The sequence below is a fragment of the Paenibacillus polymyxa genome (assembly GCF_015710975.1).
Lineage (GTDB): Bacteria > Bacillota > Bacilli > Paenibacillales > Paenibacillaceae > Paenibacillus > Paenibacillus polymyxa.
Genome location: NZ_CP049783.1, coordinates 4567760 through 4591151, shown reverse-complemented (window position 1 = coordinate 4591151; position 23392 = coordinate 4567760). Strand labels below are relative to the sequence as shown.

Annotated in this window: 30 protein-coding genes and 2 pseudogenes; 3 read left to right on the top strand and 29 right to left on the bottom strand. The window is 39.2% G+C overall.

Features of this window, described 5'->3' with window-relative positions:
* Positions 1–54 precede the first annotated feature (54 nt).
* The 3 genes from G7035_RS21050 to G7035_RS21040 all read right to left on the bottom strand — a co-directional run bounded on the left by G7035_RS21050 (position 55) and on the right by G7035_RS21040 (position 708).
* Positions 55–237 (bottom strand): hypothetical protein, encoded by a 183-nt coding sequence (locus tag G7035_RS21050; protein ID WP_019687508.1) that lies wholly within the window; start codon positions 235–237, stop codon positions 55–57.
* Entirely contained in the window at positions 234–422 is a 189-nt protein-coding gene (locus G7035_RS21045) for a hypothetical protein (RefSeq protein WP_019687509.1), read from the bottom strand. The genes G7035_RS21050 and G7035_RS21045 overlap by 4 nt, the downstream gene beginning before the upstream one ends.
* Before the next feature lie 124 nt (positions 423–546).
* Positions 547–708, bottom strand: coding sequence for a hypothetical protein (locus G7035_RS21040; RefSeq protein WP_019687510.1), 162 nt, complete (start codon positions 706–708; stop codon positions 547–549).
* A 150-nt stretch (positions 709–858) separates the two neighbouring features.
* On the opposite strand from G7035_RS21040, the gene G7035_RS21035 reads away from it, so the two are divergent.
* Positions 859–1077, top strand: a complete 219-nt coding sequence (locus G7035_RS21035; RefSeq protein ID WP_014599948.1) for a helix-turn-helix domain-containing protein — start codon at positions 859–861, stop codon at positions 1075–1077.
* 24 nt (positions 1078–1101) lie between these two features.
* On the opposite strand, the gene G7035_RS21030 is transcribed toward G7035_RS21035, so the two are convergent.
* The 15 genes from G7035_RS21030 to G7035_RS20960 all read right to left on the bottom strand — a co-directional run bounded on the left by G7035_RS21030 (position 1102) and on the right by G7035_RS20960 (position 10013).
* Positions 1102–1329 carry a hypothetical protein gene (locus tag G7035_RS21030; protein WP_014599949.1) on the bottom strand — a complete coding sequence of 76 codons (228 nt, stop codon included), beginning with the start codon at positions 1327–1329 and terminating at the stop codon, positions 1102–1104.
* Positions 1326–1640 carry a hypothetical protein gene (locus G7035_RS21025; protein ID WP_014599950.1) on the bottom strand — a complete coding sequence of 105 codons (315 nt, stop codon included), beginning with the start codon at positions 1638–1640 and terminating at the stop codon, positions 1326–1328. The genes G7035_RS21030 and G7035_RS21025 overlap by 4 nt, the downstream gene beginning before the upstream one ends.
* Complete coding sequence (locus G7035_RS21020) at positions 1591–2109, bottom strand: DUF1064 domain-containing protein (RefSeq protein ID WP_016822077.1); 519 nt, start codon at positions 2107–2109, stop codon at positions 1591–1593. Before G7035_RS21020 ends, G7035_RS21025 begins: the two co-directional genes overlap by 50 nt.
* Before the next feature lies 1 nt (position 2110).
* Positions 2111–3229, bottom strand: coding sequence for a DNA polymerase III subunit beta (dnaN, locus tag G7035_RS21015; protein ID WP_019687511.1), 1119 nt, complete (start codon positions 3227–3229; stop codon positions 2111–2113).
* A gap of 131 nt (positions 3230–3360) precedes the next feature.
* Entirely contained in the window at positions 3361–4317 is a 957-nt protein-coding gene (dnaI, locus tag G7035_RS21010; protein WP_019687512.1) for a primosomal protein DnaI, read from the bottom strand.
* A gap of 4 nt (positions 4318–4321) precedes the next feature.
* Positions 4322–5377, bottom strand: coding sequence for a replication protein (locus tag G7035_RS21005; protein WP_019687513.1), 1056 nt, complete (start codon positions 5375–5377; stop codon positions 4322–4324).
* 27 nt (positions 5378–5404) lie between these two features.
* Positions 5405–5803: a hypothetical protein gene (locus tag G7035_RS21000; protein WP_019687514.1), complete on the bottom strand. Its 399-nt coding sequence runs from the start codon at positions 5801–5803 to the stop codon at positions 5405–5407.
* Positions 5804–5826: 23 nt separating this feature from the next.
* Entirely contained in the window at positions 5827–6525 is a 699-nt protein-coding gene (locus G7035_RS20995; protein WP_019687515.1) for a hypothetical protein, read from the bottom strand.
* A 57-nt stretch (positions 6526–6582) separates the two neighbouring features.
* Positions 6583–6984 (bottom strand): hypothetical protein, encoded by a 402-nt coding sequence (locus G7035_RS20990; protein ID WP_019687516.1) that lies wholly within the window; start codon positions 6982–6984, stop codon positions 6583–6585.
* Positions 6975–7343 carry a hypothetical protein gene (locus tag G7035_RS20985; RefSeq protein ID WP_017427620.1) on the bottom strand — a complete coding sequence of 123 codons (369 nt, stop codon included), beginning with the start codon at positions 7341–7343 and terminating at the stop codon, positions 6975–6977. Before G7035_RS20985 ends, G7035_RS20990 begins: the two co-directional genes overlap by 10 nt.
* 105 nt (positions 7344–7448) lie before the next feature.
* Positions 7449–7880, bottom strand: coding sequence for an ORF6C domain-containing protein (locus G7035_RS20980; protein WP_014599959.1), 432 nt, complete (start codon positions 7878–7880; stop codon positions 7449–7451).
* The gene (locus tag G7035_RS20975; protein ID WP_019687517.1) at positions 7877–8998 is read right to left on the bottom strand and encodes a ParB N-terminal domain-containing protein; all 1122 of its coding nucleotides are present in this window, start codon (positions 8996–8998) and stop codon (positions 7877–7879) included. The genes G7035_RS20980 and G7035_RS20975 overlap by 4 nt, the downstream gene beginning before the upstream one ends.
* Before the next feature lie 290 nt (positions 8999–9288).
* Complete coding sequence (locus tag G7035_RS20970) at positions 9289–9501, bottom strand: hypothetical protein (protein WP_019687519.1); 213 nt, start codon at positions 9499–9501, stop codon at positions 9289–9291.
* A 20-nt stretch (positions 9502–9521) separates the two neighbouring features.
* The gene (locus G7035_RS20965; protein WP_014599961.1) at positions 9522–9788 is read right to left on the bottom strand and encodes a hypothetical protein; all 267 of its coding nucleotides are present in this window, start codon (positions 9786–9788) and stop codon (positions 9522–9524) included.
* 12 nt (positions 9789–9800) lie between these two features.
* Positions 9801–10013 (bottom strand): helix-turn-helix domain-containing protein, encoded by a 213-nt coding sequence (locus G7035_RS20960; protein WP_017427617.1) that lies wholly within the window; start codon positions 10011–10013, stop codon positions 9801–9803.
* A 230-nt stretch (positions 10014–10243) separates the two neighbouring features.
* On the opposite strand from G7035_RS20960, the gene G7035_RS20955 reads away from it, so the two are divergent.
* Both G7035_RS20955 and G7035_RS20950 read left to right on the top strand, forming a co-directional pair.
* Entirely contained in the window at positions 10244–10633 is a 390-nt protein-coding gene (locus G7035_RS20955; protein ID WP_019687520.1) for a helix-turn-helix domain-containing protein, read from the top strand.
* Between the two features lie 109 nt (positions 10634–10742).
* On the top strand, positions 10743–11930 hold the full coding sequence (locus G7035_RS20950; protein WP_016822090.1) for a site-specific integrase: 1188 nt from the start codon (positions 10743–10745) through the stop codon (positions 11928–11930).
* A gap of 67 nt (positions 11931–11997) precedes the next feature.
* Here G7035_RS20950 and glnA read toward each other — a convergent pair whose 3' ends face one another.
* The 11 genes and pseudogenes from glnA to G7035_RS20895 form a co-directional block, all read right to left on the bottom strand.
* Positions 11998–13326, bottom strand: coding sequence for a type I glutamate--ammonia ligase (glnA, locus tag G7035_RS20945; protein WP_016822091.1), 1329 nt, complete (start codon positions 13324–13326; stop codon positions 11998–12000).
* A gap of 125 nt (positions 13327–13451) precedes the next feature.
* The gene (locus tag G7035_RS20940) at positions 13452–13865 is read right to left on the bottom strand and encodes a MerR family transcriptional regulator (RefSeq protein WP_007430683.1); all 414 of its coding nucleotides are present in this window, start codon (positions 13863–13865) and stop codon (positions 13452–13454) included.
* Positions 13866–13948: 83 nt separating this feature from the next.
* The gene (locus tag G7035_RS20935) at positions 13949–15202 is read right to left on the bottom strand and encodes a methionine gamma-lyase family protein (RefSeq protein WP_019687521.1); all 1254 of its coding nucleotides are present in this window, start codon (positions 15200–15202) and stop codon (positions 13949–13951) included.
* Between the two features lie 111 nt (positions 15203–15313).
* Positions 15314–16600, bottom strand: a complete 1287-nt coding sequence (gene hflX, locus G7035_RS20930) for a GTPase HflX (RefSeq protein ID WP_013371541.1) — start codon at positions 16598–16600, stop codon at positions 15314–15316.
* Positions 16601–16712: 112 nt separating this feature from the next.
* Positions 16713–17123, bottom strand: a pseudogene (locus G7035_RS20925) (AAA family ATPase); the annotation flags it as partial.
* A gap of 556 nt (positions 17124–17679) precedes the next feature.
* A pseudogene (locus G7035_RS27495) lies at positions 17680–18777 on the bottom strand (recombinase family protein); the annotation flags it as partial.
* Positions 18778–18821: 44 nt separating this feature from the next.
* A complete protein-coding gene (locus G7035_RS20915) occupies positions 18822–18974 on the bottom strand; it encodes a hypothetical protein (RefSeq protein ID WP_019687524.1) in 153 nt (50 codons plus the stop codon).
* A gap of 73 nt (positions 18975–19047) precedes the next feature.
* Complete coding sequence (locus tag G7035_RS20910) at positions 19048–19569, bottom strand: crossover junction endodeoxyribonuclease RuvC (protein WP_019687525.1); 522 nt, start codon at positions 19567–19569, stop codon at positions 19048–19050.
* A complete protein-coding gene (locus G7035_RS20905; RefSeq protein ID WP_019687526.1) occupies positions 19566–19742 on the bottom strand; it encodes a hypothetical protein in 177 nt (58 codons plus the stop codon). The genes G7035_RS20910 and G7035_RS20905 overlap by 4 nt, the downstream gene beginning before the upstream one ends.
* 1 nt (position 19743) lies before the next feature.
* The gene (locus tag G7035_RS20900; protein WP_019687527.1) at positions 19744–19971 is read right to left on the bottom strand and encodes a hypothetical protein; all 228 of its coding nucleotides are present in this window, start codon (positions 19969–19971) and stop codon (positions 19744–19746) included.
* A gap of 110 nt (positions 19972–20081) precedes the next feature.
* Positions 20082–23279 carry a PHP domain-containing protein gene (locus G7035_RS20895; protein WP_172494051.1) on the bottom strand — a complete coding sequence of 1066 codons (3198 nt, stop codon included), beginning with the start codon at positions 23277–23279 and terminating at the stop codon, positions 20082–20084.
* Between the last annotated feature and the right edge of the window lie 113 nt (positions 23280–23392).

Sequence of the window (23392 nt, the reverse complement as noted above, 5' to 3'; positions counted from 1 at the left end):
GACAATTTAAATTCGTTTCTCCTTTGCTTATGCTTATATTTTGAGCCTAAACCATTACGGCTCCACTACGGATTTTAGAGGTTCAAGCAGCCCTGCTTCTTCTAAAATCGAATAATACTTATATCTTTCTAACGTTGTTACGCGCACTTTATTTATCGTATGTGATGCGTAGAAGGCTACAGCCTGCTGTACCTCAATAGGCTCATCTTCGAGCTTGTTTAAGTCGAGCTTTTTCACAAACTATTCTCCCTTATGCGGCGACTATATTTCTCTTGAAAATCACCCTTTATTTTAGGCGGTAAGGTATCAATTACCTCATTCCAAATGTTTAATAATTCACTGTTAAGTGAAGCGAACTTTTGTATATCCACGTAACGTTCCACCAATGCTGTAGTGAACTCATCCATTTCTTGTTCTGTCATACACCACGCCTCCATTACGTTTTTGGTTCCAGTACAATGTTGCTCTTTTGGATACAGTGTTGCGTAATCGAATCATTCAGCGTAGGAAAAGTTTCCTTAACTGATCACTTGGCTTGTGCCAACCTCACCGAATGATCCCGGTGAACGCTCTGAGCTTAATGACCTGTTTATACTCGCTCAGACGAGTTTTTAATTCTTTGATCCAAATTGTAAGTAGGATGAAGTTCCACTCGAATTCCCAAAACCCGTCTTGCCAGAATACCCATTGCTTGTATGTTTTTCTCATAATCAGCGCCTCCATTTTGATATGCAATATACAATATGCAAACTCGTATATTTGTTTGTAAACCAATAATATACGAGTTTGCATATTCAGTCAATAGATATTGATAAAAAATATACAACATCGTATAATGCATTGTATTGAGGTGATATCATGGCTAAAGTTGTTAGGGTGCGTCCCAATTTGACAAACATTTTGAAAGAAAGGGATATGACCCAAAATCAACTATCTGAACTTAGTGGAGTTCCGCAAGCTTCTATCAGTCGATTCGACAAAAACGAGCGTCACGAAGCAAATATTTTATTCTCGATCTCAAAAGCACTTAATATTTCCATTGAAGATTTATTTGTTGAGGAGCAAGAGGAAGTATGACCTCTGTGCTCCTTTTATTTATCCTCAGATTGGGGTAAGCAGCCTTTCGAGTCGCATGATTTCTTTCTGCTGGTACTGAATAAGATCAATTGCCTCCTCCAGCGCCATAAGCTTCCAGTCATAGGCCATATCTGATACCTGGTCTATAGTTGTTCCGTATTTCTTAAGACCTTTCTCATTTTGCTTGTCCAGCAATTCTATGATCCGCTGTGTTACTTCCGGACGTTTAATTTCATTTTGAGAGCGCTTCATTTAATTTCCTCCTCCGTTCTCGGTAGAATAAGCGTACCACCGTAATACTCCATCTCTGCCTGATTAGGATCACTCACCGGACCCCAATGGTTATTGGTTTGCATGATACGAACAATATCAGTGGCATATGGTTCGTCTGTGTTAACTACCAGATACGTATTAAGTGGAGGCTTTCCATCCAGAAGCCGCAGCTCCTGAACCTTCCACAAAATCCGAGATAGATCACTTTTCTCACGTTCATCAAGGTATTTATTGATATCCTCATTTTTTAATACGGTGAATTTTACTTGCATTCCGGCTAGTCCTGACATTTTTCCTCTCTCCTTCTGCTTGTTTTAAAAGTTTATTGATAGCTCGTTTCCGATCCGCTTTTTCTTTCTTGAACTGCTTGATCGGAATGAATTCTCCTCGTTTTTTAGTGAGTATATCTATAGGTAAAGTCGGATATTTTGCTTGGAATAATTTCAATTTGACACGGAATGTCGATGTCTCTACACCCTTGATATCTATTACTCGCTGAGTATCGTCCAGATTAGTGACCAGAAAATCAGCAATGTAGGTCACTTTTGGTTTCTCCTGTAGTATAAATACAGGGTGGCACTTGAAGTCTTTGATTTCTCCATACTTGCGCTGACGAAGGAGTTCTTGGCAATACTCTCCCTCTGCTTTGCTATCAAAGAGAGTACCTATCACATCTAGTTCATACCTTTTTACAATCCATTCCTCAAATAACGTTCCGTCCTCCGTGACAATGACCTTTTTGGCATTATATTTACTCATCTTATCCAGCCACCCTATAAGGAAGAACAACGTAGAAACTGGACTCGTCACTCCGAAGAGTGAGAGGCTTTAAAGAACCAGTGTACCCGAGTGTAATTACATCGTTTTCTAAGACCTTCAATGCATCCAGCACATATTTTGCATTCAACGTCAGGTTGAAATTTTCTCCGTTGAAACTGATTGGTGTTATGCTTTCTGTTGCCTTACCCGTTTCCTTTCCCTTACCTCGAATATTAATTTCTTTTTCTGTAACTGAGAATGTAACAGCGTTGTTTTTTTCTTCTTTCGCCAATGTAAAAATAAGATCCAATGATTCAATCAGTTCTTTCCGATTCACTTGTATTTCGGTAACTGCTTTAATAGCCATAGCATGGGTTGTATCAGGGTAAATCCCTTCTAGAACACGAGAATAAAATATAAATCTTTCTGTTCGTGCGAACGCATATATTACTTCTCCGCCAGAAGACTTGGAAAAACCGAATTCTACTTCATCGTTGTCATTTACGATCTTCTGTAACTCAATTATTCCTCTAGCTTCAATAACAGCCGTGCCGATATTTCCAATATCAAATTCTCTCTCAGCACGGGCCAATCGGTGTCGGTTCGTTGCCACCATTTGAATTTTCCCGGTCTGAAGGATAACGTTTACCCCTGTAATGATAGGGTGTGATTTTCCGTCTATATCAGCCGCGAAAACTGTTTTTTTGATCAAATTTTTTAAGTCTTTTCCCTTAATCTCAACAAACTCATTTTCATTTATCTCTGGAGGAGCAGGATATTCTTCTGGAGGCATTCCAGTAATCTCAATTTCCTTATTCCGTGACTTTATGGTGACTTGATTCCCATTTTTAACTTGCAGTTCTATTTTCCCATTGATCTTTTGAAGAATATCCAATAGAACTTTAGGCAGTGCCGCCGAACCAGTCTCTTTGATGTCTATGTTTTCCTCGACAAATGATTGGATAGTTGCTCGGTCATCGGTACCAGTAACCGTAAGCCTGTCCTCCGTTGCTTCAATCAAAAAGCAACTCAATATAGGGATTATTACTTTTGTTGAAATTGCCTTACTGGCATCTTCTAAAGCCTCAGCTAATAGGGAACTGTCCACTACTATATTCATAAGCTCTGACCTCCTTCTTCACCGCTTCCTTCTTAGCATTTGGGTTGCATTCTGGACATGGACCCAATGCCATCATGGAGCCAATGAAACTGTATGCTACCTTACTGCCCCCACATGTTCTGCACATATGCTTACCTCCTACGTCTATTCCGTCCGCCTACTGGCAGTATTTTTACAAAAGGCTCAATCCGTTCAATAATCCGCTCCGCCTTCTTCTCATGCTGCTTTCTGTCCATCTCCTTAGCATCCTTTACATTAGCCAAGTGATGCCTCAATTCATTGACGGTCAAATTTGATGTGTAGATTATCGGCAGCCGCTCCATGCGACGCTGGAGTATAGGCCCTATTACTTCATCCCTTGTCCAAACGGTCAAGGTCTCAGCTCCAATATCATCAAGTATCAGTACAGAAGCCGTTCTGAGAGAGTCAAGTTTGTTCTCAACGGTCTCTGTCTTGGAACCAATAGCATCTTTGACTTCCAGCAGAAAATCCGGTACATAGACCATGAGAACATCTATGTCACATTTGGCAAGTTCTTGAGCAATCGCTCCTGCTATCTTGCTCTTACCTACCCCCATCGGACCATAAAGGTACAAACCTTCTGTCGTCTCCCCTGGAACGAACGTGCTACAGAACTTCACTGCCGCCGTAATCGCAGCCAACCGCTGCGGATCAGGTTCAATGTCGTCAAAGGTGGCATCCAGAATGTGCGATGGTATATAGTGGCTCTTGATCCTCTGTCCGATGCCCTGCTGCTTCTCATACTGCTTCAGCAAATCGCATTTCCGAAACCGGAATACCAACTCGTCCAATTGGGTTGGACTCGGTTCCTCAACGCTCATGTGCCCCTTCTGTTCGTTTTGACATGCTTTTAAGCCGGGGCAAGCGTCGCATGCATCGCAGTATGAAAGATGCTGTGATACATCCCTGTAGTGCCTTGGACTTGTTAAATCTGCTGTCCGATCAGGATATTTCTGTTTTAGTCGTTGGATCTCAGGATGATTCTCTATGCGCTGGATGGTCGCAGCTTGGCGTTCGTAAAATCTCGAAGGCACTAAAGCCTTTAATTCTTTTTGGAAGCTTCCCACATTATCAGCCTCCTTGCTTTGCTCTTAACTCAGCCAGCATTTTTTGTAAATTATCCGTGTTGTATTGCTCGTCCGATTGAAGCACAGAATCACTTTCCTGTTCACACTCCACTGTGACAGTGCTTTGGTCAGTAGTTTGACGAGATGCATGCAAGGAATAAATGACCGTAGCACAGTAGCTTACACTTCTAATCTCATCGCGCTTATGCTTGGGTTTGAAATTGTCAAAAGCCTGATCAATGCCATCTAAAACAGTTTGAAGTGGTACACCTTCCTTGATTAGCTCGTCTATCGCTTGATCATCAGCAATTGTTATTTCTAGGCCCTTCCCACGACGACGAAGATATTTATCAGCTACAGCCTGCCGATAATCAATATCCGAAGATGATATTTCATTCTGGTCAGAGTCAGTATCTGTTTCAGAAGTGGCAGGAACGGCACCTTGCCGGGAAGACGGTATCCCCTCATCTTTGGAATTGATTTCATTATCAGGCGTTAAACAACAACTACTGTCTTTAATATTGTCTTTAAACATGTCTTTAGGAGTGCCTTCGTCCTTACTCCCACAAGGGTTTTCACCCTCTTTGACTTCCACTTTTCGTAAGTCGCCACTTACACTTTTCGTAACTCCTGACTTACACTTTTCGTAACTTTCCACTTTATCACCCGCCTGTTTACTTACACTTTTCGTAACTTTATATACGGCAAGATTTATTGAAATAAGTTCCTTGAATTTTTCCTCGTTCCATTCTTTAACGAGACTTACACGCCATTCATCATAATTCTTATTTAAGGAATAAATTTGCTTGCCGTCCCACTCTATTACTTTGCACTGCATCAGATAGGTAATTTCCTTCTTAGCGTCCTGTATACGTACACCACACAGTTCAAAATTAGTCAGTAGAGGGATTGTTGCACTTTTCTTCTGGCATCCGTAGGAAAGCCGCAAAATGAGTTTTAATATCTTTTGCTGCCTTTCAGTAAACTTACGGCTTATGATCTCATCCCAAATGCTGTTGGCTATTCCTATGAACCCGTCTTTTAATTGGGGACTTACCACTCACCTCACCCCGGTACTTTCTGAATACTATCTAATCCCGCTGGCGTTGTTTCCAAACTCCGCTAGCAGAACTTTTAGGCTGTATTTTAAAGAGTTAATTACCTGGTCATTACTTTCCACAGCATTACTCCAGCGGACCTTATCAGCTTCTGCATCTGCTTCTTGGATGCGAAGTTCAATTACCGCCAATTCTGCACGCTGCTCCCTTAGGTTCTTTGCTGCAATATACGCTTCAGCATAAACGCGTTTCCTCTCAGCATATTTCTTCTTATAGTCCCTTACGGCCTCAGCTGACTTGCGCCCTAGGAGAATCTGGACTTCGGTCAACAATTCAATCTTGCGAGCCAGGGTAGCAGGGTAATCATGACTGCATTGATCCGCAAGACTATAAAGCTCTCCGAGCGTATATTGTTTTTGTAGAGACAATGCAGCCACTCCTTAACCCTCAATTAATATTCTTCGCCGTAATAAGTATCAACTTCGTCTTCATCCAGGATAACCTTGGCTCCAGTCGCAAAAATTTGGAACATCAACTTTTCAAAATGGTAGAACGATGTCATAATATCTTTGTTATTGGAAAGGTTTTGACCATCAATTTTAGAGTCATAGACGTGTCCTTCTTTGTCCAAGTGGAGTTGATATTTGTATCTGTACTTTGATTTTTCAGAACCCCACGAATCTCTACTTTCGCTTTCTGGATCAAAATAGATGTGACGATACCCATCCTCCTCGCCTTCCAAAATGAAAGATATTTTTTCACCATCTCGTTCATGGTCATCATTCTCATCTTTCTTCATTGCTTCAATCAATTCAGACAACTTGTATTCAGGTTTAATACCAACAAGCATTTGTTCAATGTTTTCTTTAATTTTTTGAACACCTTGAATATGGAGAGCAGCATTCAACTGAGATTTAACTTCATTCAAAACCATAAGATTGTATCCGCCGATACCCAATTTTTTCATATCAATTTGCAACTGCTCTTTTACGTGATTTTCTAGCTCTTTACGAAAATCTCCGTAAGTGCCAAAATACTCTTCTACCACTTTTTTGATAGTAGTCTCAAGTTGCTTTTTAATGACCTGCTCAACAAACCCGTCTTTTTGAATAGTTTGCATCGCATCATTTACCAAATTATTTAAATTCATATTATTACGCTCCTATTTTCAATTTTTAAAATACGTGATATACTGCCGTTGAAATGTTTATAAAGTGATCGTGTTGGTAGCACGATTGTTTTTCTGGGCTTCTCTGTCGTTTCTTTTGCGGTATAACTTACGGCAATAGTAATTACAGAAAAGTCCTTCTTCTTTTGGATTAGGAATTTTTTGTCCTTCAAAGACTTCTTTTTCGCAATGCTTGCAGCATCCTATTTTTTTACCGGATATCTTGTATCCTGATGACTTAGGAGCCTCTAGCCCTTCATATTCTTCATTTTTAAATTCCTCAAGTTCACTTAATTCAGTAGTAAGCAAATCTATTTGAGCATGAATTTCGTCAGTCGGTAATCCGAATTTAACAGCGTCAATGCTGTCCTCATATAACTCACGTAATTGCGCTCTAAGCACCTTAGATCGTTTATGATCGTCCAACTCTCTCAGCTCCATATCTCCGCCTCAAGTTCGGATATTTTAGCCTTCAATTGCCTTGCTTGTTCCTTCAAAGGTTTCATCTTCTGAATACAAACGTGATTAGGCCATGGACTATCTGTAATAGCATATTGAGTTTTATAAATGGCCTGAAGCTTTTGTTCAGTAAGTTCTTTTTCCTTTTGAAGAGAAAGCTTTTTCTTATCCTGCTCTGTCAGCTGTAGCATCTCAATATCTACCGAATGTTGACAATTCAACCAACAATGCATGAGTAATACAGCGGCTATAAGCGAGTCTGCTGGTTGATCCAATGTAAATTTGAAGCCTTCATCATCCACAATAGGAATAGAGTAAATGGTTTGCATTTTGCTACTCATTTTGACTTGCTCTTGCGTTGTATATTACGAACGATAATGGCATGCTGTAATTCGTTTTCGAACCAGATACGAGCCAATTCCGGTAGAGTCATAATCATTCACCCCTTAGATATAGTCTTCTGGACGAAAGTCTTTAACGAAGTAAATGGAATCATCAAAATCAATGCGCCGGATGTGACTGTACTTCGCGACTGAGAACAAAACTTTCAACTTACTCCAAATCATGCGGCGATATTTTCCGACCGTTTCGTTAAATTTTCCATCTGTCTCCTTGTAACGATCTTTTGTGAGAGTAATGGACCTGATTCTTACTGCATCCTGCAACTGATAGCATTCAGCGTCCGTCAGCGTTACACTGTCCCGAACCTCTTGAACCATCATCTGAACTTCTTCCACTTTTTCAGTTACATCCAAATGCATTTGCTTAATACCGTCTACGAGGCCTCTAATTGCCATGCCTTGGGCTTCTGTCAGTTGCATTTGCTTTTCAACTACAGACAAAAAATCTGGCTGCTGATTAGGATTAATTAGTGTCATTTTTCTACCACCTTTCTACCGTTAACAGCTGGACGAAGTTGTTCAATGAAGGCTTCCAACATATCCAAACTTTCAGACAACCGTTTCTTTTCAGAGCTACTTGCACTGCCTATTGCCCCCAACATGAACGAAGTAATTCCAACCTTTTGCAGAAACTGTTTCACATGGATACTCACTTGGATCGTGTTGCTGTCAGCTTCAAAGCGAAGCTTCTTCATTTGAGCAGCGGCCTCCTGTTCGTTGAAGTCGTCTGGCTGCTGGAGTTTGATACTCTCAAGTTCTTCTTTAGCTCTTTGGTAGCCACTCTTCAATTGTTCAACTTTTAAACGTTCTTTTTCCAAATCATCATTGAGTTTGTTTTTCCAATATTCATCGCGTTGCTTGAGCTGTGCTTCTGCCTCTTTTTCCTTTTGACGAATGAAAATGCCCGTTTCTTCCTCATGACGCTCTACAGCAGCAGATACTGCATCTTCAAGTTGATCAGCAGGAATGGCATCTTTGTACTGTCTTTGTAACTCAAGCTTGTCCCGCTCTGCCTGCTCTGCTCTTTCCTCTGCCTCACGCACAGCAGCTTCGAGCCGAGCTTTGGTTTCTACGAATGCCTTATGAGTGCTGATCAAACCTTCATCAAGCTGTTGAATGATTTCAGGAGTAGCATTTTCTGCAATAAACTTCGCTTTGTCGTACTGTCTGCCAGAGCCAAAGCCTGCCTGATCCGCTACAATATCCCGAACTTGTCCGGTAGGTTGGTCAGGAAAATTTTCCGTACCTCCAGACATGCGCTCTTTGGCCTTCAAGCGTTCGACCTCTTCAAGTCGCCGCGCCCATTCTACTCGCTCGGAAAAAGTGAACTCCTTACGATGTTCATTCTCGGAAATCTCAAGCTGAAGTTGATGCTCAAAATCCTTTATTTCCATGACTCTGACCGTTACTTCTTTCCGACCTAGAAACTGATGCGCTCTTAGTCGCCGCTCTCCAGCAATTAACTGATAATCTGGTGTTACTACAATAGGATTGATGAGTCCGTTTTGTTCTATATCTCGGGCCAGTTCTTCAATTCCGCCAAAGTCCTTGCGGATACGATCACTGACTTTGATCTGATTTATGTCAATTAACAAAGTAAATCTCCTTTCTACTCTCCTTATTGTGATAAAATGGAAGTTGTCGAAGCTTATCAAATTATCAGGAAGGGAGGCACATTAGCATGACTGAATTCCATGGTTGGAAAATTACTAGACCAACTTCTTTTCAAACTCTTCGTTTCTGAAGACGACACGACACTGCTCATAAAATGTAATGAAGATACTGTGACAGAGATTGAATTCATTGAATCCGGTTTAAGTGTTAGATATTCAGCAAGACCGATCACCATTAACACCGAGGACAAAATCATTATCTTCAAATAAAATTATTCGTTGAGTCGAGCGTATTCTTTGACGTGTTCTTTAGATTTTTCAAGAATGCGCTCTGCTTGCGAATACGACACTTTGTGCTTGTTAAGTAAACGAAGAATGTCGTAAGCAAGATCACGTCCTTCTGGATATTCTTGCGTAGTCATAATCGCGCTAAGATTATTCTTGGTTGCAGCACCATTCAGTTGTTCTATATTGGGTGTAGTCATTTAGTTTTGTTCTCCTTTCTTTAATAAGATTGTTCCAATAACCAATTTTCCAAGAACTCACGCGTTTCTCTCGCAGGAAAATACCATTTGCTCCCTACTTTCCGTTTCGGAAATCCTGGATGATAGAAAAATTGTTCTTGTATAAAGTTCCAACTCATACATGTACGACGCTTTAATTCAGCCGCATCCCAAAATACGTACTCCACATCAGCTTCTTTTAAAACCTCCGCTATCTTCGATTTGACCAGTTGAAAGGCTTCCTTTTCGTCAACGCTGACTGACAACATGTTTATCCCTCCTTAATTGTTGTTTTCTTTTAATTTCTTAGGAACCAGCTTGATCTCTAATCCCAAAGCATCGCAGGCTTTTCTAAGCGTGGTTTCGTTCCACCGACGACTTCCATTTAGCAAATTGTGCATGTACTGCGGGGAACACCCAACTAAATGAGCTAAATCAGAAGGATTTAATCCTTTTTCATTTATAAGTGGCCTCATTTGTTCAGAAACCTTCATTTCATCACCTCCGTTGAAATAATATTAATCTATTTGATTAATTAAATCAAACGTAAAATTAATCAAATAGATTCAAATAAAAGAATTTTAGATTATTATCCATATAGTTTAATATATATGCTCAATTTTTCGCCTATTTGCTTCTTTTTAATCTATTTGCTGTTTGTATTTTAATCTATTTGTTGATATCATTAATTCATCAATTAGTTTAAAAGGAGCGGTCACAGGACATGTCTAGTTATCCTAACCGGATAAGAGAGATTAGAAAATCACAAAAGAAATCAGGAGTACAAGTAGCTGAATTTTTAGGAATTACCCCTCAATTTCTATACAATATCGAAAAAGGAAGCCGAACTTTAAATACTGAGGTGGCTTCAAAATTAGCCGAGTATTTTGATGTAACCGTAGATTACCTTCTTGGCCGTACAGAAGCCGAAAAAGATGATCGCCAATATCCAGAGTGGGCCACGTCAAAGGACATTCGGGATTTTAAAACAATACTTGAAGAAGATGCGCCGGTAATGTTCGATGGCATACCAATCTCAGAAGACGACAAAGAAAAAATTAAACGGGTCATGGAAGCTATGTTCTGGGATGCTAAAAAGAACAAAAAAAATTAATTGTTTTGAATGAAATAGCTTTCCTAAATATTCACTTTGCGCTTTCACCGCTGCGAGGCGGTTTCACATACACAAAAAACGGAACATTTGTTCTATTGGAGGAATAATCATGGCAAACTTTAAAAGATTAAAGAGTGGTTGGCGGTATCGGTTAAAGTACACCGATCCGTTTACACAGCAACAAAAGGAGAAGTCAGAACGGGGATTCCGTACAAAACCGGAAGCAGAGTTAGCTGCAGCAGAATTTTTAAAGAGAATAAAACAAGGTTACGAACAGATTGACATGCCTCTCGTCGATTATATAGAAAGTTGGATCATCAACTATAAAAAAGGAGATGTTAGAAAAAACACACTTAAACAACATATGAACAATCTAAAAACACACATTAAGCCTTATTTTAAACAATTAATGATAAAAGATTTAAAACCAGATATGTACCAAAAATTTTTAGATGCTTGTTTAGAAAAAGGCTTAAGCCGAAGAACAGTCGAAATAATTAACTCAACAGTTTACAGTGCTTTAGAACTCGCAGTAATTCAAGGAAAGTTAGAACGTAATCCTTGCATAGGATCAATTATTAAGGGAGAGAGGAAACAAAAAACTATTGATTTCATTGATTCTGAGGATATTCCTCGTTTTCTTTATACAGCAAGAGGATATGGTTATATATACTGGATATTTTTCAAGGTGCTGTTGGAGACTGGCATGCGTAAAGGTGAAGCCGCTGCTTTAAAGTGGTCTGATATTAATTTTAAGGAGAAAAAAATTCACATTAATGAAACTTTGGATTTCCAACCTGATAACGAGGACGAGCTATTCGGGGAAACAAAAACCTTCAAATCAAAACGAACAATCAGTGTAAGTACATCTCTAATCAACGATCTAAAGTATCATGCTAGTTGGCAGAACCAGAATAAAATTAATCTCGGAGAAACAATGTACCGACATGATTTAAATCTCGTTCTATGTAGAAATGACGGACGTCCTATGCCGAAGTCAACACTATTTAACGCATTTAAGCGTATCTTGAAGCGCGCTAGTCTCGATGGAGTTTTGCGTATCCATTCTCTTCGTCACACTTACGCAGTGCTCATGCTTGAAGCTGGAGCCGATATAAAGTTTGTCCAGGAGCAGCTTGGTCATGGTAGTGTGCAGATTACATCTGATGTATACGCACACATTTCTAAAAAGTTAGAGAAACGTAACATAGACAGATATGAGGAATACACAAGCAAAATTCTCGGCTCAAACAATTTTAAGTCGGGGGACGTTTGGGGGACACCCCAGAAGAATTAATAAACTCCTCTGAAACGTCCCCCATTACAACTCCCAAAAAAACCGCATACTCACAGGTTTTTATCTATTAATAAAGCGTCAGATATTGATCACGTTCCCATTGATGTACTTGGGTTCTGTACATATCCCATTCAATTTCCTTGAGCTCATAGAAGTAAGCCAGAGCATGATCACCCAGTGCATCAGAGATAACCTCGCTCCGAATAAGCTCAGACAAAGCTTCTTTCAGGTCTGCAGGCAGACTTGGAATGCCTTCTTCAATTCGCTCTTCCTCGGACATCACGTAGATGTTGCGATCAATTGGGGCTGGCAGAGCCATCTGACGTTTAATACCATCCAAACCTGCTCTCAGCATTACGGCCAGGGCTAGATAAGGATTCGCTGCCGGGTCAGGGTTCCGAACTTCGACGCGAGTGCTCAGGCCACGAGATGCGGGGATCCGAATCATCGGACTCCGATTGCTTGCAGACCAAGCGACATAACAAGGCGCTTCATAACCTGGTACGAGGCGTTTGTAGGAATTTACTGTTGGATTCGTGATCGCTGCCATTGCACGTGCATGTTTAAGAATGCCTGCCATATAGTGGCGAGCTGTCTGGCTTAATCCGAGTTCATCCGTCTCATCATAAAATACGTTTTCATTGTCCTTAAACAACGATTGGTTGCAGTGCATACCGGAGCCATTCACGCCGAATAAAGGTTTTGGCATAAAGGTAGCATGCAAACCATGCTGACGAGCAATCGTCTTAACAACGAGCTTGAACGTTTGAATCTGATCGGCAGCTTTTACTGCATCTGCATATTTAAAGTCAATCTCATGCTGACCAGGTGCAACCTCATGGTGGGATGCTTCAATTTCGAAGCCCATTTCTTCAAGCTTAAGAACAATTTCACGACGGCAGTTCTCACCCAGATCCATTGGAGCCAGGTCAAAATATCCACCTTGGTCATTCAGTTCTGTGGTTGGATCGCCTTTTTCATCGGTTTTGAACAAGAAGAATTCAGGTTCTGGTCCGACATTCATCGAAGTGTAGCCCAGTTCTTCAGCTTCTTTAAGTACACGTTTCAAGATTCCCCGCGGGTCACCTGCAAATGGAGAGCCGTCTGGCTTGTAAATATCGCAGATCAAACGAGCTACACGATCCGAAGTTACCCAAGGGAAAACAACCCAGGTATCCAAATCCGGATATAAGTACATGTCAGATTCTTCGATGCGTACGTAGCCTTCTATCGAAGAACCGTCAAACATCATTTTGTTATCCAACGCTTTTTCCAGCTGGCTAACAGGGATTTCAACGTTCTTAATGGTACCCAGCAAATCTGTGAACTGCAAACGAATAAAACGAACATTTTCTTCTTCCGCAATCCTAATGATATCTTCTCTGGTATAACTCACACTAACCTCTCCCTTTCTGTAACGACTATATGCAAATCGGCTGTATCATAAATGACATAAATGACTTAAATGATGAGACCGTTTTTTAAGTAAAACAACCTTATGCCAAAAGGTAAGCCACAGCATTATCTTTTGTTGAAAAATCGTGATAATTCGCCTTGGATCAAAGATACCTGTCCTGGTCTTTTGCCTGCAACAAGTTGTTGTTTCAACAAACGATGAAGCTGAGTATCGGACATTTCACGGCGTTTGACTTCCGTATCTGCAGTAATAACTGTAGCTTCCTCTGATTCCTTGGTAACCGGATTCATGACTTGTTTAATTCCTGCAATGTTAACACCCTTCTCGATCAACGCCTTAATTTCAAGCAGACGCTCTACGTCATTAAATGAAAAAAGACGTTGGTTACCTGATGTACGGGCAGGAACTATCAAATTATGCTGCTCATAATAACGAATCTGACGTGCTGACAAGTCCGTTAGCTTCATGACAATACCTATTGGAAATAAGGCCATATTTCTGCGAATTTCGTCGCCCATTTGTCATCAACCTTCCAGTGATCTATTATTCACCTTATTGTACATTTAGCTGATGCAAAGTGTCAATGATATGTTAGAAAAACTCACAATAATTTACGTTCTTTCATCGTTTGCAGAGCCATAAGTACTCCATATTTGACATGAGAGTAGGTTAAGCCGCCTTGCATGTAACCAATATAAGGCTCCCGAATCGGAGCATCTGCGGATAATTCCAAACTTCCACCTTGTATAAACGTACCTGCGGCCATAATAACCGGATGCTCATAACCCGGCATATCCCACGGCTCTGGCACCACATGGCTATCCACGGCGGCTGCGCGCTGAATGCCCTGTACAAAAGCAATTAGATGTTCTGGTCCGCTAAAAGAAATGGCCTGAATCAGATCCGTACGCTCTTCATGCCAAGCAGGTTTGGTCTCAAACCCCATTTCTTCAAAGACTGCAGCAGCGAATATGCTTCCTTTAACTGCTTGCCCCACCAATGTAGGAGCAAGGAATAGCCCCTGGTATATGCCCCGTGTAGTGCCTAGCATGGCTCCTACTTCTCCACCAATACCAGGTGCTGTTAATCGGTAGGATGCCAGCTCTACATATTGATGTTTACCGCAGATATATCCACCCGTTTCTGCAATACCTCCACCAGGATTTTTAATCAACGAACCTGCCATCAAATCGACACCGACCTGGGTAGGTTCCAGCTTCTCAGTAAATTCCCCGTAGCAATTGTCCACAAAGACAATAACATCAGGCTTTATCTTCTTCACTCGTGCCGTCATTTCTTCAATATCTGCCACACTAAAGGAAGCTCTCCAATCATAGCCGCGTGAGCGCTGGATACCGATCACTTTGGTGTTCGCATGGATTGCGGACTCCACCGCTTTCCAGTCCACCTTACCTTCTGCTGTCAGCGCTGTCTCTCCATAAGTAACACCAAAGTCCTGCAATGATCCTGTTCCATCGCCAGGCTTACCAATCACTTTGTGTAAGGTATCATAAGGTCGCCCTGTAATGTATAACAACTCATCCCCTGGACGCAGCACACCAAATAAAGCCGTAGCGATGGTATGCGTTCCCGAGGCAAAATGCGGACGCACCAACGCTGCCTCCGCACCGAACACATCTGCATAGACCTCTTCCAGCACTTCACGCCCCCGGTCATTGTAAGCATATCCCGTTGAACCTGCAAAATGAAAATCGCTCACTTGCTTGCGCTGGAAGGCCTGAATGACCTTCCACTGATTTGCATCCACAATATGATCTATGTGCTGTATACGTTCTTGTATTTTATGTTCTACTGTTTCCTGAATTTGCTGGATTTCCGGACTAAAAACTACCATTTACCTTCTTGACCCTCTCTCTTCCGCAGCCTTAGGCTAATCATGTTATATTGTTATTCAATTCGAACGATGAGCATTATCATCTTATGGACCTAAAAACATCATTAGATGTTAACTTTCTGTGAACTCACTAAGTGCATGACCATACTTTTCGTATTCTCCTCTTTGAATTTCTACCTCATAAATGACATCATTGCCATCATACTCTGTCAGCAGTACATCTCCAATTCGATAAAGCACCGATGTTAAATCCCCACGTTCCGCAGGAATACGAAATCTCAGTGTGTCACCGCTCAGATGCTCCTGAACCAGTTCGCGAATGCGTAGCAAATCTGCTTCATCAAAAGCACTGATTTTCAAATAGCCTTCCCCAGAAGGGAGCATTTCCAATTGCTCAGGGGTGCAAGCATCTTTTTTGTTAAACAATACGATCTGAGGCTTGTCCGCAGCCCCAAGCTGTTGCAGGATTGACTCTACAACTTTCATTTGTTCGTCACGCATGTCTGAGGAGGCGTCCACGACATGTAAAATGAGATGAGCCTCATTGGCCTCCTCCAAAGTGGCCCGGAAAGAGGCAACCAAATCATGAGGCAGATTTTGAATAAATCCTACTGTATCTGTGAGAATAACTTCTTTGCCACTCGGCAGTTCCATTGTTCTAGAGGTAGGATCAAGCGTCGCAAATAGTTGGTTCTCAATATATACATCGGCAGCTGTCAGTTGCTTCAACAGTGTTGATTTGCCGGCATTTGTATAGCCAACGAGTGCCACCTGGACGATGCCGGCCTTTTGTCTACGCTCCCTGTGTAAATACCGATGACGCGTCACTTCCTCAAGTTGGCGTTTCAGATCACTGATTCGGTCACGAATGTGACGACGGTCCGTCTCTAGCTTGCTTTCACCAGGACCACGTGTCCCGATTCCGCCACCGAGCCGCGAAAGATTTTTACCGTGTCCAGACAGTCGAGGGAGTAAGTATGACAACTGCGCCAGTTCAACCTGGATAATACCTTCCCGTGTCTTTGCACGCTGAGCAAAAATGTCCAGAATTAACTGTGTCCGGTCAATTATTTTGAGATCCAGGCTCTCTTCAAGATTTCGTACTTGAGCTCCCGATAGCTCCTGATCAAAAATAGCTGTATTCGCTCCCAATTCTTCAGCAACTGCACGCAATTCATCTACTTTTCCTTTGCCAATAAACCATTTTGAGTCCTTGGATTCCCTATTCTGTGTGAGAACGCTCAGCACTTCAACTCCCGCTGTTTCAGCCAGCTTCACCAGTTCTTCCAACGAATATTCCGTATTGATGCCAGATCGTTTGACTTCATCCGTAATTAGACTGACCAGTACCGCCTTATCCTGCATTTCGGTTTGTGTATCATGAGTGGAGTTCGCCATATTGTTTGCTCCTTTATTTTCATGTCAACTCTCGAACAGAAACCGACCTGATGTCAGGCCGGCCCTCGTTCGATGTCATACAATTCGATATGATTCAGATTCCTATTATCGCCTATCTTTTGTCCATTTTCAAATCCTCTGGTCGCAACGTCATCAATTCCTGCTTGCCGGGTTGCCCACTCCTGTACTGATTAAGCAGCCTGACGGCTTGGTGCCGAATCGCTTTTTCGATCACATTACGAACATAACGTGCATTACTAAATGCATGGAGACTGTCATTCCGCTCATTTAGCAAATGCTCCTTCATTTTGAGTATAGACTGAGGCATGAGAATATAATCCCGTTCCTTAGCCATCATCTCCGAAATTTGAATGAGTTGATCCACAGTGTAGTCAGGAAAATCCAGTTGGATTGGAAAACGAGAAGGAAGACCAGGATTGGTCCGTAAAAAAAAGTCCATTTCTCCCGAATACCCTGCGAGGATCAAAATAAATTGATTTTTTTGGTCTTCCATGGCCTTGGCAATTGTTGGTACTTATGTGTTGATTGTCAGATTCTTTCTCGTGGTTATCAATAAATCCTAGGTGTAAATAAATATTTATTTTATTGTCTTCATTGAGTATAACTTTTTTTATAAATAATCGCGTCACTTTTCTCTTGGTCTCTGTATCTATATGATCGTTATCGATAAGATATTTAAATGATCTCAATGATTTTTGCACTAATTCAATGTGATTTTTCTTATTAAGTACAGTCGATAAGCTTTGGTCTATTGTATGCAATTCCTCTTTTATATCTTTTATCTGTTCATCTACGGCTGACACTTTATCTTCTAAATCCTTCATTGATTTGATTATTCCAGCCGCATACATCTCTGTATAACGTTCGCGAGACGCTTCTTTTTCCTGTAGGGACTTTTCCAATTTCTTTTTTTGTTTAAGCAATTCATCAGAGTTTGAGTTTTCTGATTGTTGTTTAATTATACGTTCAAAAAATTCTGTTGGTTCAGATATAATATTTTTAACGTACTCCCAAACAATTTTATCTACGTAATCAACTCTCCAATTACGTCCTTTGCAAATTGGATTGGATTCACCAGTCCCCACTTCATAAGACTTCTTTGTTTTGTGTTGACAAACGTAATACTTCAGCAACCTATTCTTAGTTTTCGTAGTCACACCCGACGATACTGCTGCCCCACATCTACCACAACGACAAATTCCCTGTAATAAATAATCTTCTGTGGGTCTTCCGGGTTTGTTCTTATTTAGTTCATCAAGTCTCTTCTGAATTCTATAGTATGTCTCCATATCAATGTAAACAGGTACAGATATTCTTCTCCATTCTTCTCTTGGTTGTGGAACTTGTTTCTTTGTTCCATCAGCATTATGGATTACTTTGGTTTTGCCAAAATAATAATTGCCTGTATAGGTTTCATTTTTAAATATTCTACTTATCGTAACTTGATACCATCTGTCTTTTTTAGGAGCTGGCACGTTACGTAAAGATAATTCTTCGGCAATCCTAGAACAGCTATAATCTTTATGTAAAAGCATATCAACCATCTTCAAATAAATTTCTTTTTCTACGGGATTCTCAACTAGTGTGTCCAATTCAGTATCATAGGTATACCCATAAATTCTGTTTAAACCCGGTATTTGACCATTTTTAACCTTTGTAATTCTGCCACGCTTAGTATCTGCTAGTATCTTTGCTTTGTTGTATTCGGCAATAGAACCTTGGATGTTGAAGTTCAACATTGATTCTGGACTCGATTTGTCAAAATCAAACTCAACAAACCAGAAATCTTTGCCAAGACCCCATATGCGATTAGACAGTTGTGTTTGTAAATGAAGAAAACGACTCATCCTGTTGGGATGTAGAAAAATAACATGATCACCAATCCCATACTCCAACAAGAATAAAACATAGTTAATCATAGGGCGATTAGGATTGTCGCCTGATTCCCCATCTTCTACTAGAACCACTACTTCATCTTCGTTAATACCTTTTTGCTTAGCTAAGTCCATACATCTTTCAACCTGTGACTCGATTGAATAATTTTCAACTTGTCCGTCAGTAGATACACGAGCGTAAATAAGAGCCTTGATCTTAGCGACCAAGGCTTCAAGCTCAGTTTTGGTGAATTTTTCTGAACCTGTCAAAGTTCTGAGCATAAAGTTCCTCCCATTTAAATTATTTCATTATTTTTATGTATTTATTATATATCATTTGGTACTAAATGAGAATACTTTTTCATGATATTTTCCAACCAAATTGTAAATTCATTATTTATTTCTTCAATCGGTTTGGCTTCTTCTTTATCAGCAATATGTATTGCAACCTCAAAACTATTTATGTTACTTCTTTTCAATATGTTCCCTCCTTTCAAATTATGTTGAAAGTAGGCTTATAAATAGTTATCTACTCTCTGTAAAATACTACTTTTACTCACACTTTCTAATTGTTCTTTTTTTCTTGATCTCTAATTTGTTCCATTCGATTAGCTTATTCTTGATTAGATACGTGAGTGCTACCGCAAAAGAGTCCGATTCGTCTTCATTTTCAAAAATGATGTTAGAATAAACTTTCTTTATGGTATCCTGTACATACTTTTTAGTGGCATCCCCTCGACAAATAGCCTCCTTGACGGTTTTTGGTGGATAATATATTTGTTCAGTTTGATAAAAAAGCTTGTTAATGATTCCATGGACTCTATATATGACCTGTGTACTTGTATTAAACCTACTGAATCCACGTTCAATTGTTACTACTGTTGGAGGATATTGTTTTATAATCTCTAACATTCTATCTTCTATGTATTTAAGTTTTTGTCCATGAGTAGCAGATTTCTTGAAATGTGAGGTCGAGATACTTGTAACTAAAATAGGTTTCATTGTATCGAGTTCAAAAATAGTTAATCCAGTACATTCCATACTTAAGTCAAATCCATACAAGTATTTACTCATAGTAAACTCTCCATCATCTTCAGTCGATCATCCAAATAATTTGTTTCTAGTTTTACTAGTTCCTCATACTTATCTTCCTTTATAAATCCATATTTATTGTACATCTCAAGTCTTTTTAGTGTATGTATTTTCAATTCTTTAACAAGCTCAATATTATGACCTACTAAATTCAAATTACCATTCCTCTCCTGCAAGAATTCTTTTTGCTCCATTCGCTTTCTTTAAGCAGTCATAGTCATCGTGGACACTCAGACTGTCGAACAAGATCAATATTTCCTCTCCAACTAAAATATCTTCATTACACCCTGCACAAGTTAAAAACTTATTCACCTCCTCATTTTGTGCATCAGGAAATCTAAACTCATGATATGGACTTTCAAATCTGTCGAGGTTATTTGCCATTAATTTATTCTTCTAGAAGCTTGTTTAGGACGATTGATACAATCTCTTTGTACTCTTTCTCGCTAAGCTTCCGATTTAATATTTCTTCAATTTTTTGCTTATTCATTTTACTATCCATGTAATTTCTCCTTGTCTGTGTATTTTGAATAACCAGTAATCCAAATATCTATCTGGTCAGTTGGCTTAAAGCCACCATTTCCATCAGGAATTTGTCTTGCTTTCTTTTTAAAACCAGTTATTTCAATCAAATCGCCCTTGTTGATCCTAAGCGATGCATCTCTAGTATTAAATGTTTTTTTGTCCATTTTAAATATTCGTTCTTCTCCACGTCTTAAGTTGTATAAAGTAAGCTTAGGAGAATATTTAGTATCTAAGTCGGTAACAACGCACCAACTCGCGTTAACATTTGGATATTTTGCATCAGCATAGCCCATATGTTCAATTTGAAACATTATTGTTTCATTCGGCAAAACCTCCGGCACATTGTTTACTTTTAACTCCTTCTCGATTCTTCGTAACTCAGTCAGTCGGGTTTCAATTGTTTTAGCTACATATGTTTTTTTGTATTTATATTTACCTTCATTGAATTCATCAAATATTTTCATAAGATATCCACTATGTCCGAAGTCATCAAAATAATTAAGCATAATCAAAATTTTTAACTGTCTAGAGTTAACAGATGTCTTCTGAGATATATCTACCAATAAATCAATAAAGTACTCATATGTATTCACTCTTAGTTCAAAAAGTTCTTCTGCAATCTTTGTGTTCATATATTTGATACCAGACAAGTCAGCATAAATCGAATTGGTTTTTTCATCTGCCACAAAACTTCTGTTATCCGTTCCAAATTTAATGCCACCATCTTTGATGTTGAAACCTCTTTGCATCTCTTCTTTGAGTAACCCTAATTTGTCTTTATTTTTCTTTTCTGAAAAATGCCTAAGAAGTGATTCATAGAAAAAGAGAGGATAATGGCTCTTGAGATATGCACAATAGACCGAATCAAGAGCATAACTGTATGCATGGCTTGCATTAAATCCGTATCCACTTGAATCCTCGATAATTTTCCAAACCTTATCACTCATATCGAATGCTTCTTGTTCGGTCACGTTTTCTTTAGCGAGGATTTTATCACTAAATCCTTTCAAAAATCGTTCTTTGAGTGGTTTTACTACAGCAGGTTTCTTCTTACTGATTGCTTTAATAATCCCGTATGTTTCGTCTGAAGGAAATCCTGCATAGGCAAGTGTAGCCATAGTTTGTTCTTGGTACAATACAAACGAGTTTTTCATTTCTTCAGTTTGTATTAAATTGTCGAAGCTGCTTATTCCATATGCAAAAGGTTTTCTACTTTCGAATGTATGATACATTGATTTAAAAGAAGGACGGATTGCAGCAATAAAAGCAGTTAACTCAGAAATATTTTTCGGCTTGTATTTCATTACTTTTTGTGTTGTAGAATATTTCTCAACTTGATTAACTCCTACGGTTAATCCACTGGCATAAATATCCCATACTTTATCATTATCTTTTATTACATCTAGCAATTCAGTCTCCGAATGAACTTGTAAACCGATTCTTTTATAAGTATCATATGTAGTTTTTACAACATCTACTTTGAGAAGATCATTCTTAAGAAATTTTTTGCGTTCAGCGATATCACCATCAATCAAGGCAGCAATTACTTCTTTTTTAGTTGATTCGCTCTTTATTCTGATAAGGCCAATTTCTTCTTTAATGTTTCCTTGATAAATTAAGTGTCCACATGGATGAGGCTTTTTATCTGAAATGATACCTGTATACTTTTCACTTTCCTTGATTAGATGATGATACTTCTCGTCAACATAATCGTATACATCAATCAAATCTTGTTCATCATCTTCAGCATATTTTAAGTCGTTCTCATAATTTTCTAACTGCTTGGACACCTCATTTGCAATATCAAAATCAAGGCTTTGTGATTTGGCATATAACTTGAATCCAGACTTGCGTTTGAAGGTTCCATAAGCAATCATAGGATAAGAATGTCCCTCACCTAGCACTTTTTTCTGAGCAGCAATAAATACTTCAGGATTCCCTAAATTAAGATCAAGATCGGGCAGGGATTTTGTTTGCAAAATTCTGCTTTCACTCATAAATCTTTCTGGATACAGATGTACAGGAGCGGAAATTCTATCTACTTTTGAAAATCCTAGTAGAGTATTTGTATAAAAGGAAACTCCTGAGCCACGACCTGTGGATGTGATAATACCGCCCATACTTACAGCTTCTTTGACTATTTCATGGTCAATTAAGAAGTAGTCAGACATTTTAGTATTAACAACAACCGAACCTTCTTTTCGAATTTCATCTATGTATTTTGTATGTTTCTCTTTTGGAATAGTACTTTTAGTTTCTCTCCACTTACTATTTAAAAGCTGCTTATACTTATGATCTCGCTGTTCCTGTGTTAAATCTGGATATATGGTAGGTAACTTAATGTCATTACTAAAGACTTTAATTAAATCAGAATCATAGTCATCAAAATCCATAAAGATCATAGTGTTCTTGATTGCTTGATCTATTTGTGGTTCGTTTAACACTCCTTGATCCAAAAAGCGCTGCTTAAATGTTTGACCATCTGGATAATCCATAAACCAACCATCTTCATTTTCATATCGAATTCCTTTTGCTTCTAGTACAGCATTTCTATCCTTAGCTTGTTCAGGATAAATAAAATGACTATCACAACCTGCAATTAATTCAATATTATGCTTTGCCGAAATATCTAATATTCTTTTATGAAGTTTTCGTTGAGGATCTGTATGGTGCGCTTGTACCTCAAGCATAAAATTCTTACCGAAATATGAGTTCAAATCAAGCACAATTTTTTCAATATCCTCATATTGCCAAAAAGCAATACATGCGCTTGTGACAAATACCTCATTAGGATCGAGAGTTGAAATCAGATCCAAATCAACACGAGGCTTGTAATAGTAACCTGTTTCATTGGCTTCAGAAAGAATCCGATTAATATCTCTTCTGCCCTTTTCTGATTTAGCGAAAATACACATGTGACCATTAGTATTATCTTTTTCAAATCTATCCTTTACCCAGTAAGCCTCTGTGCCAAAAATGAATTTTAAGCCCTCTTTTTTTGCTACATCATATGTATCAAAATACCTTCCTTGAAATCCATGTTCCATACTAGAGAGTATCTTATGGTCTAGTTCTTTTGATCTTTTCACATAGTCATCAATTTTAACCGAACAATCTGGTGTAAAAATATTGCTATAGTCTCGATGATTATGATAATTACAAAACACACAAATGATTACCGACCTCCTAATCCTATAAAATATTGATTTTAATAAAATCTGATATGAATATTTTGCACCTCTCACCCCCTTAAATATTTATGAGGCTCATAAAGAACAAT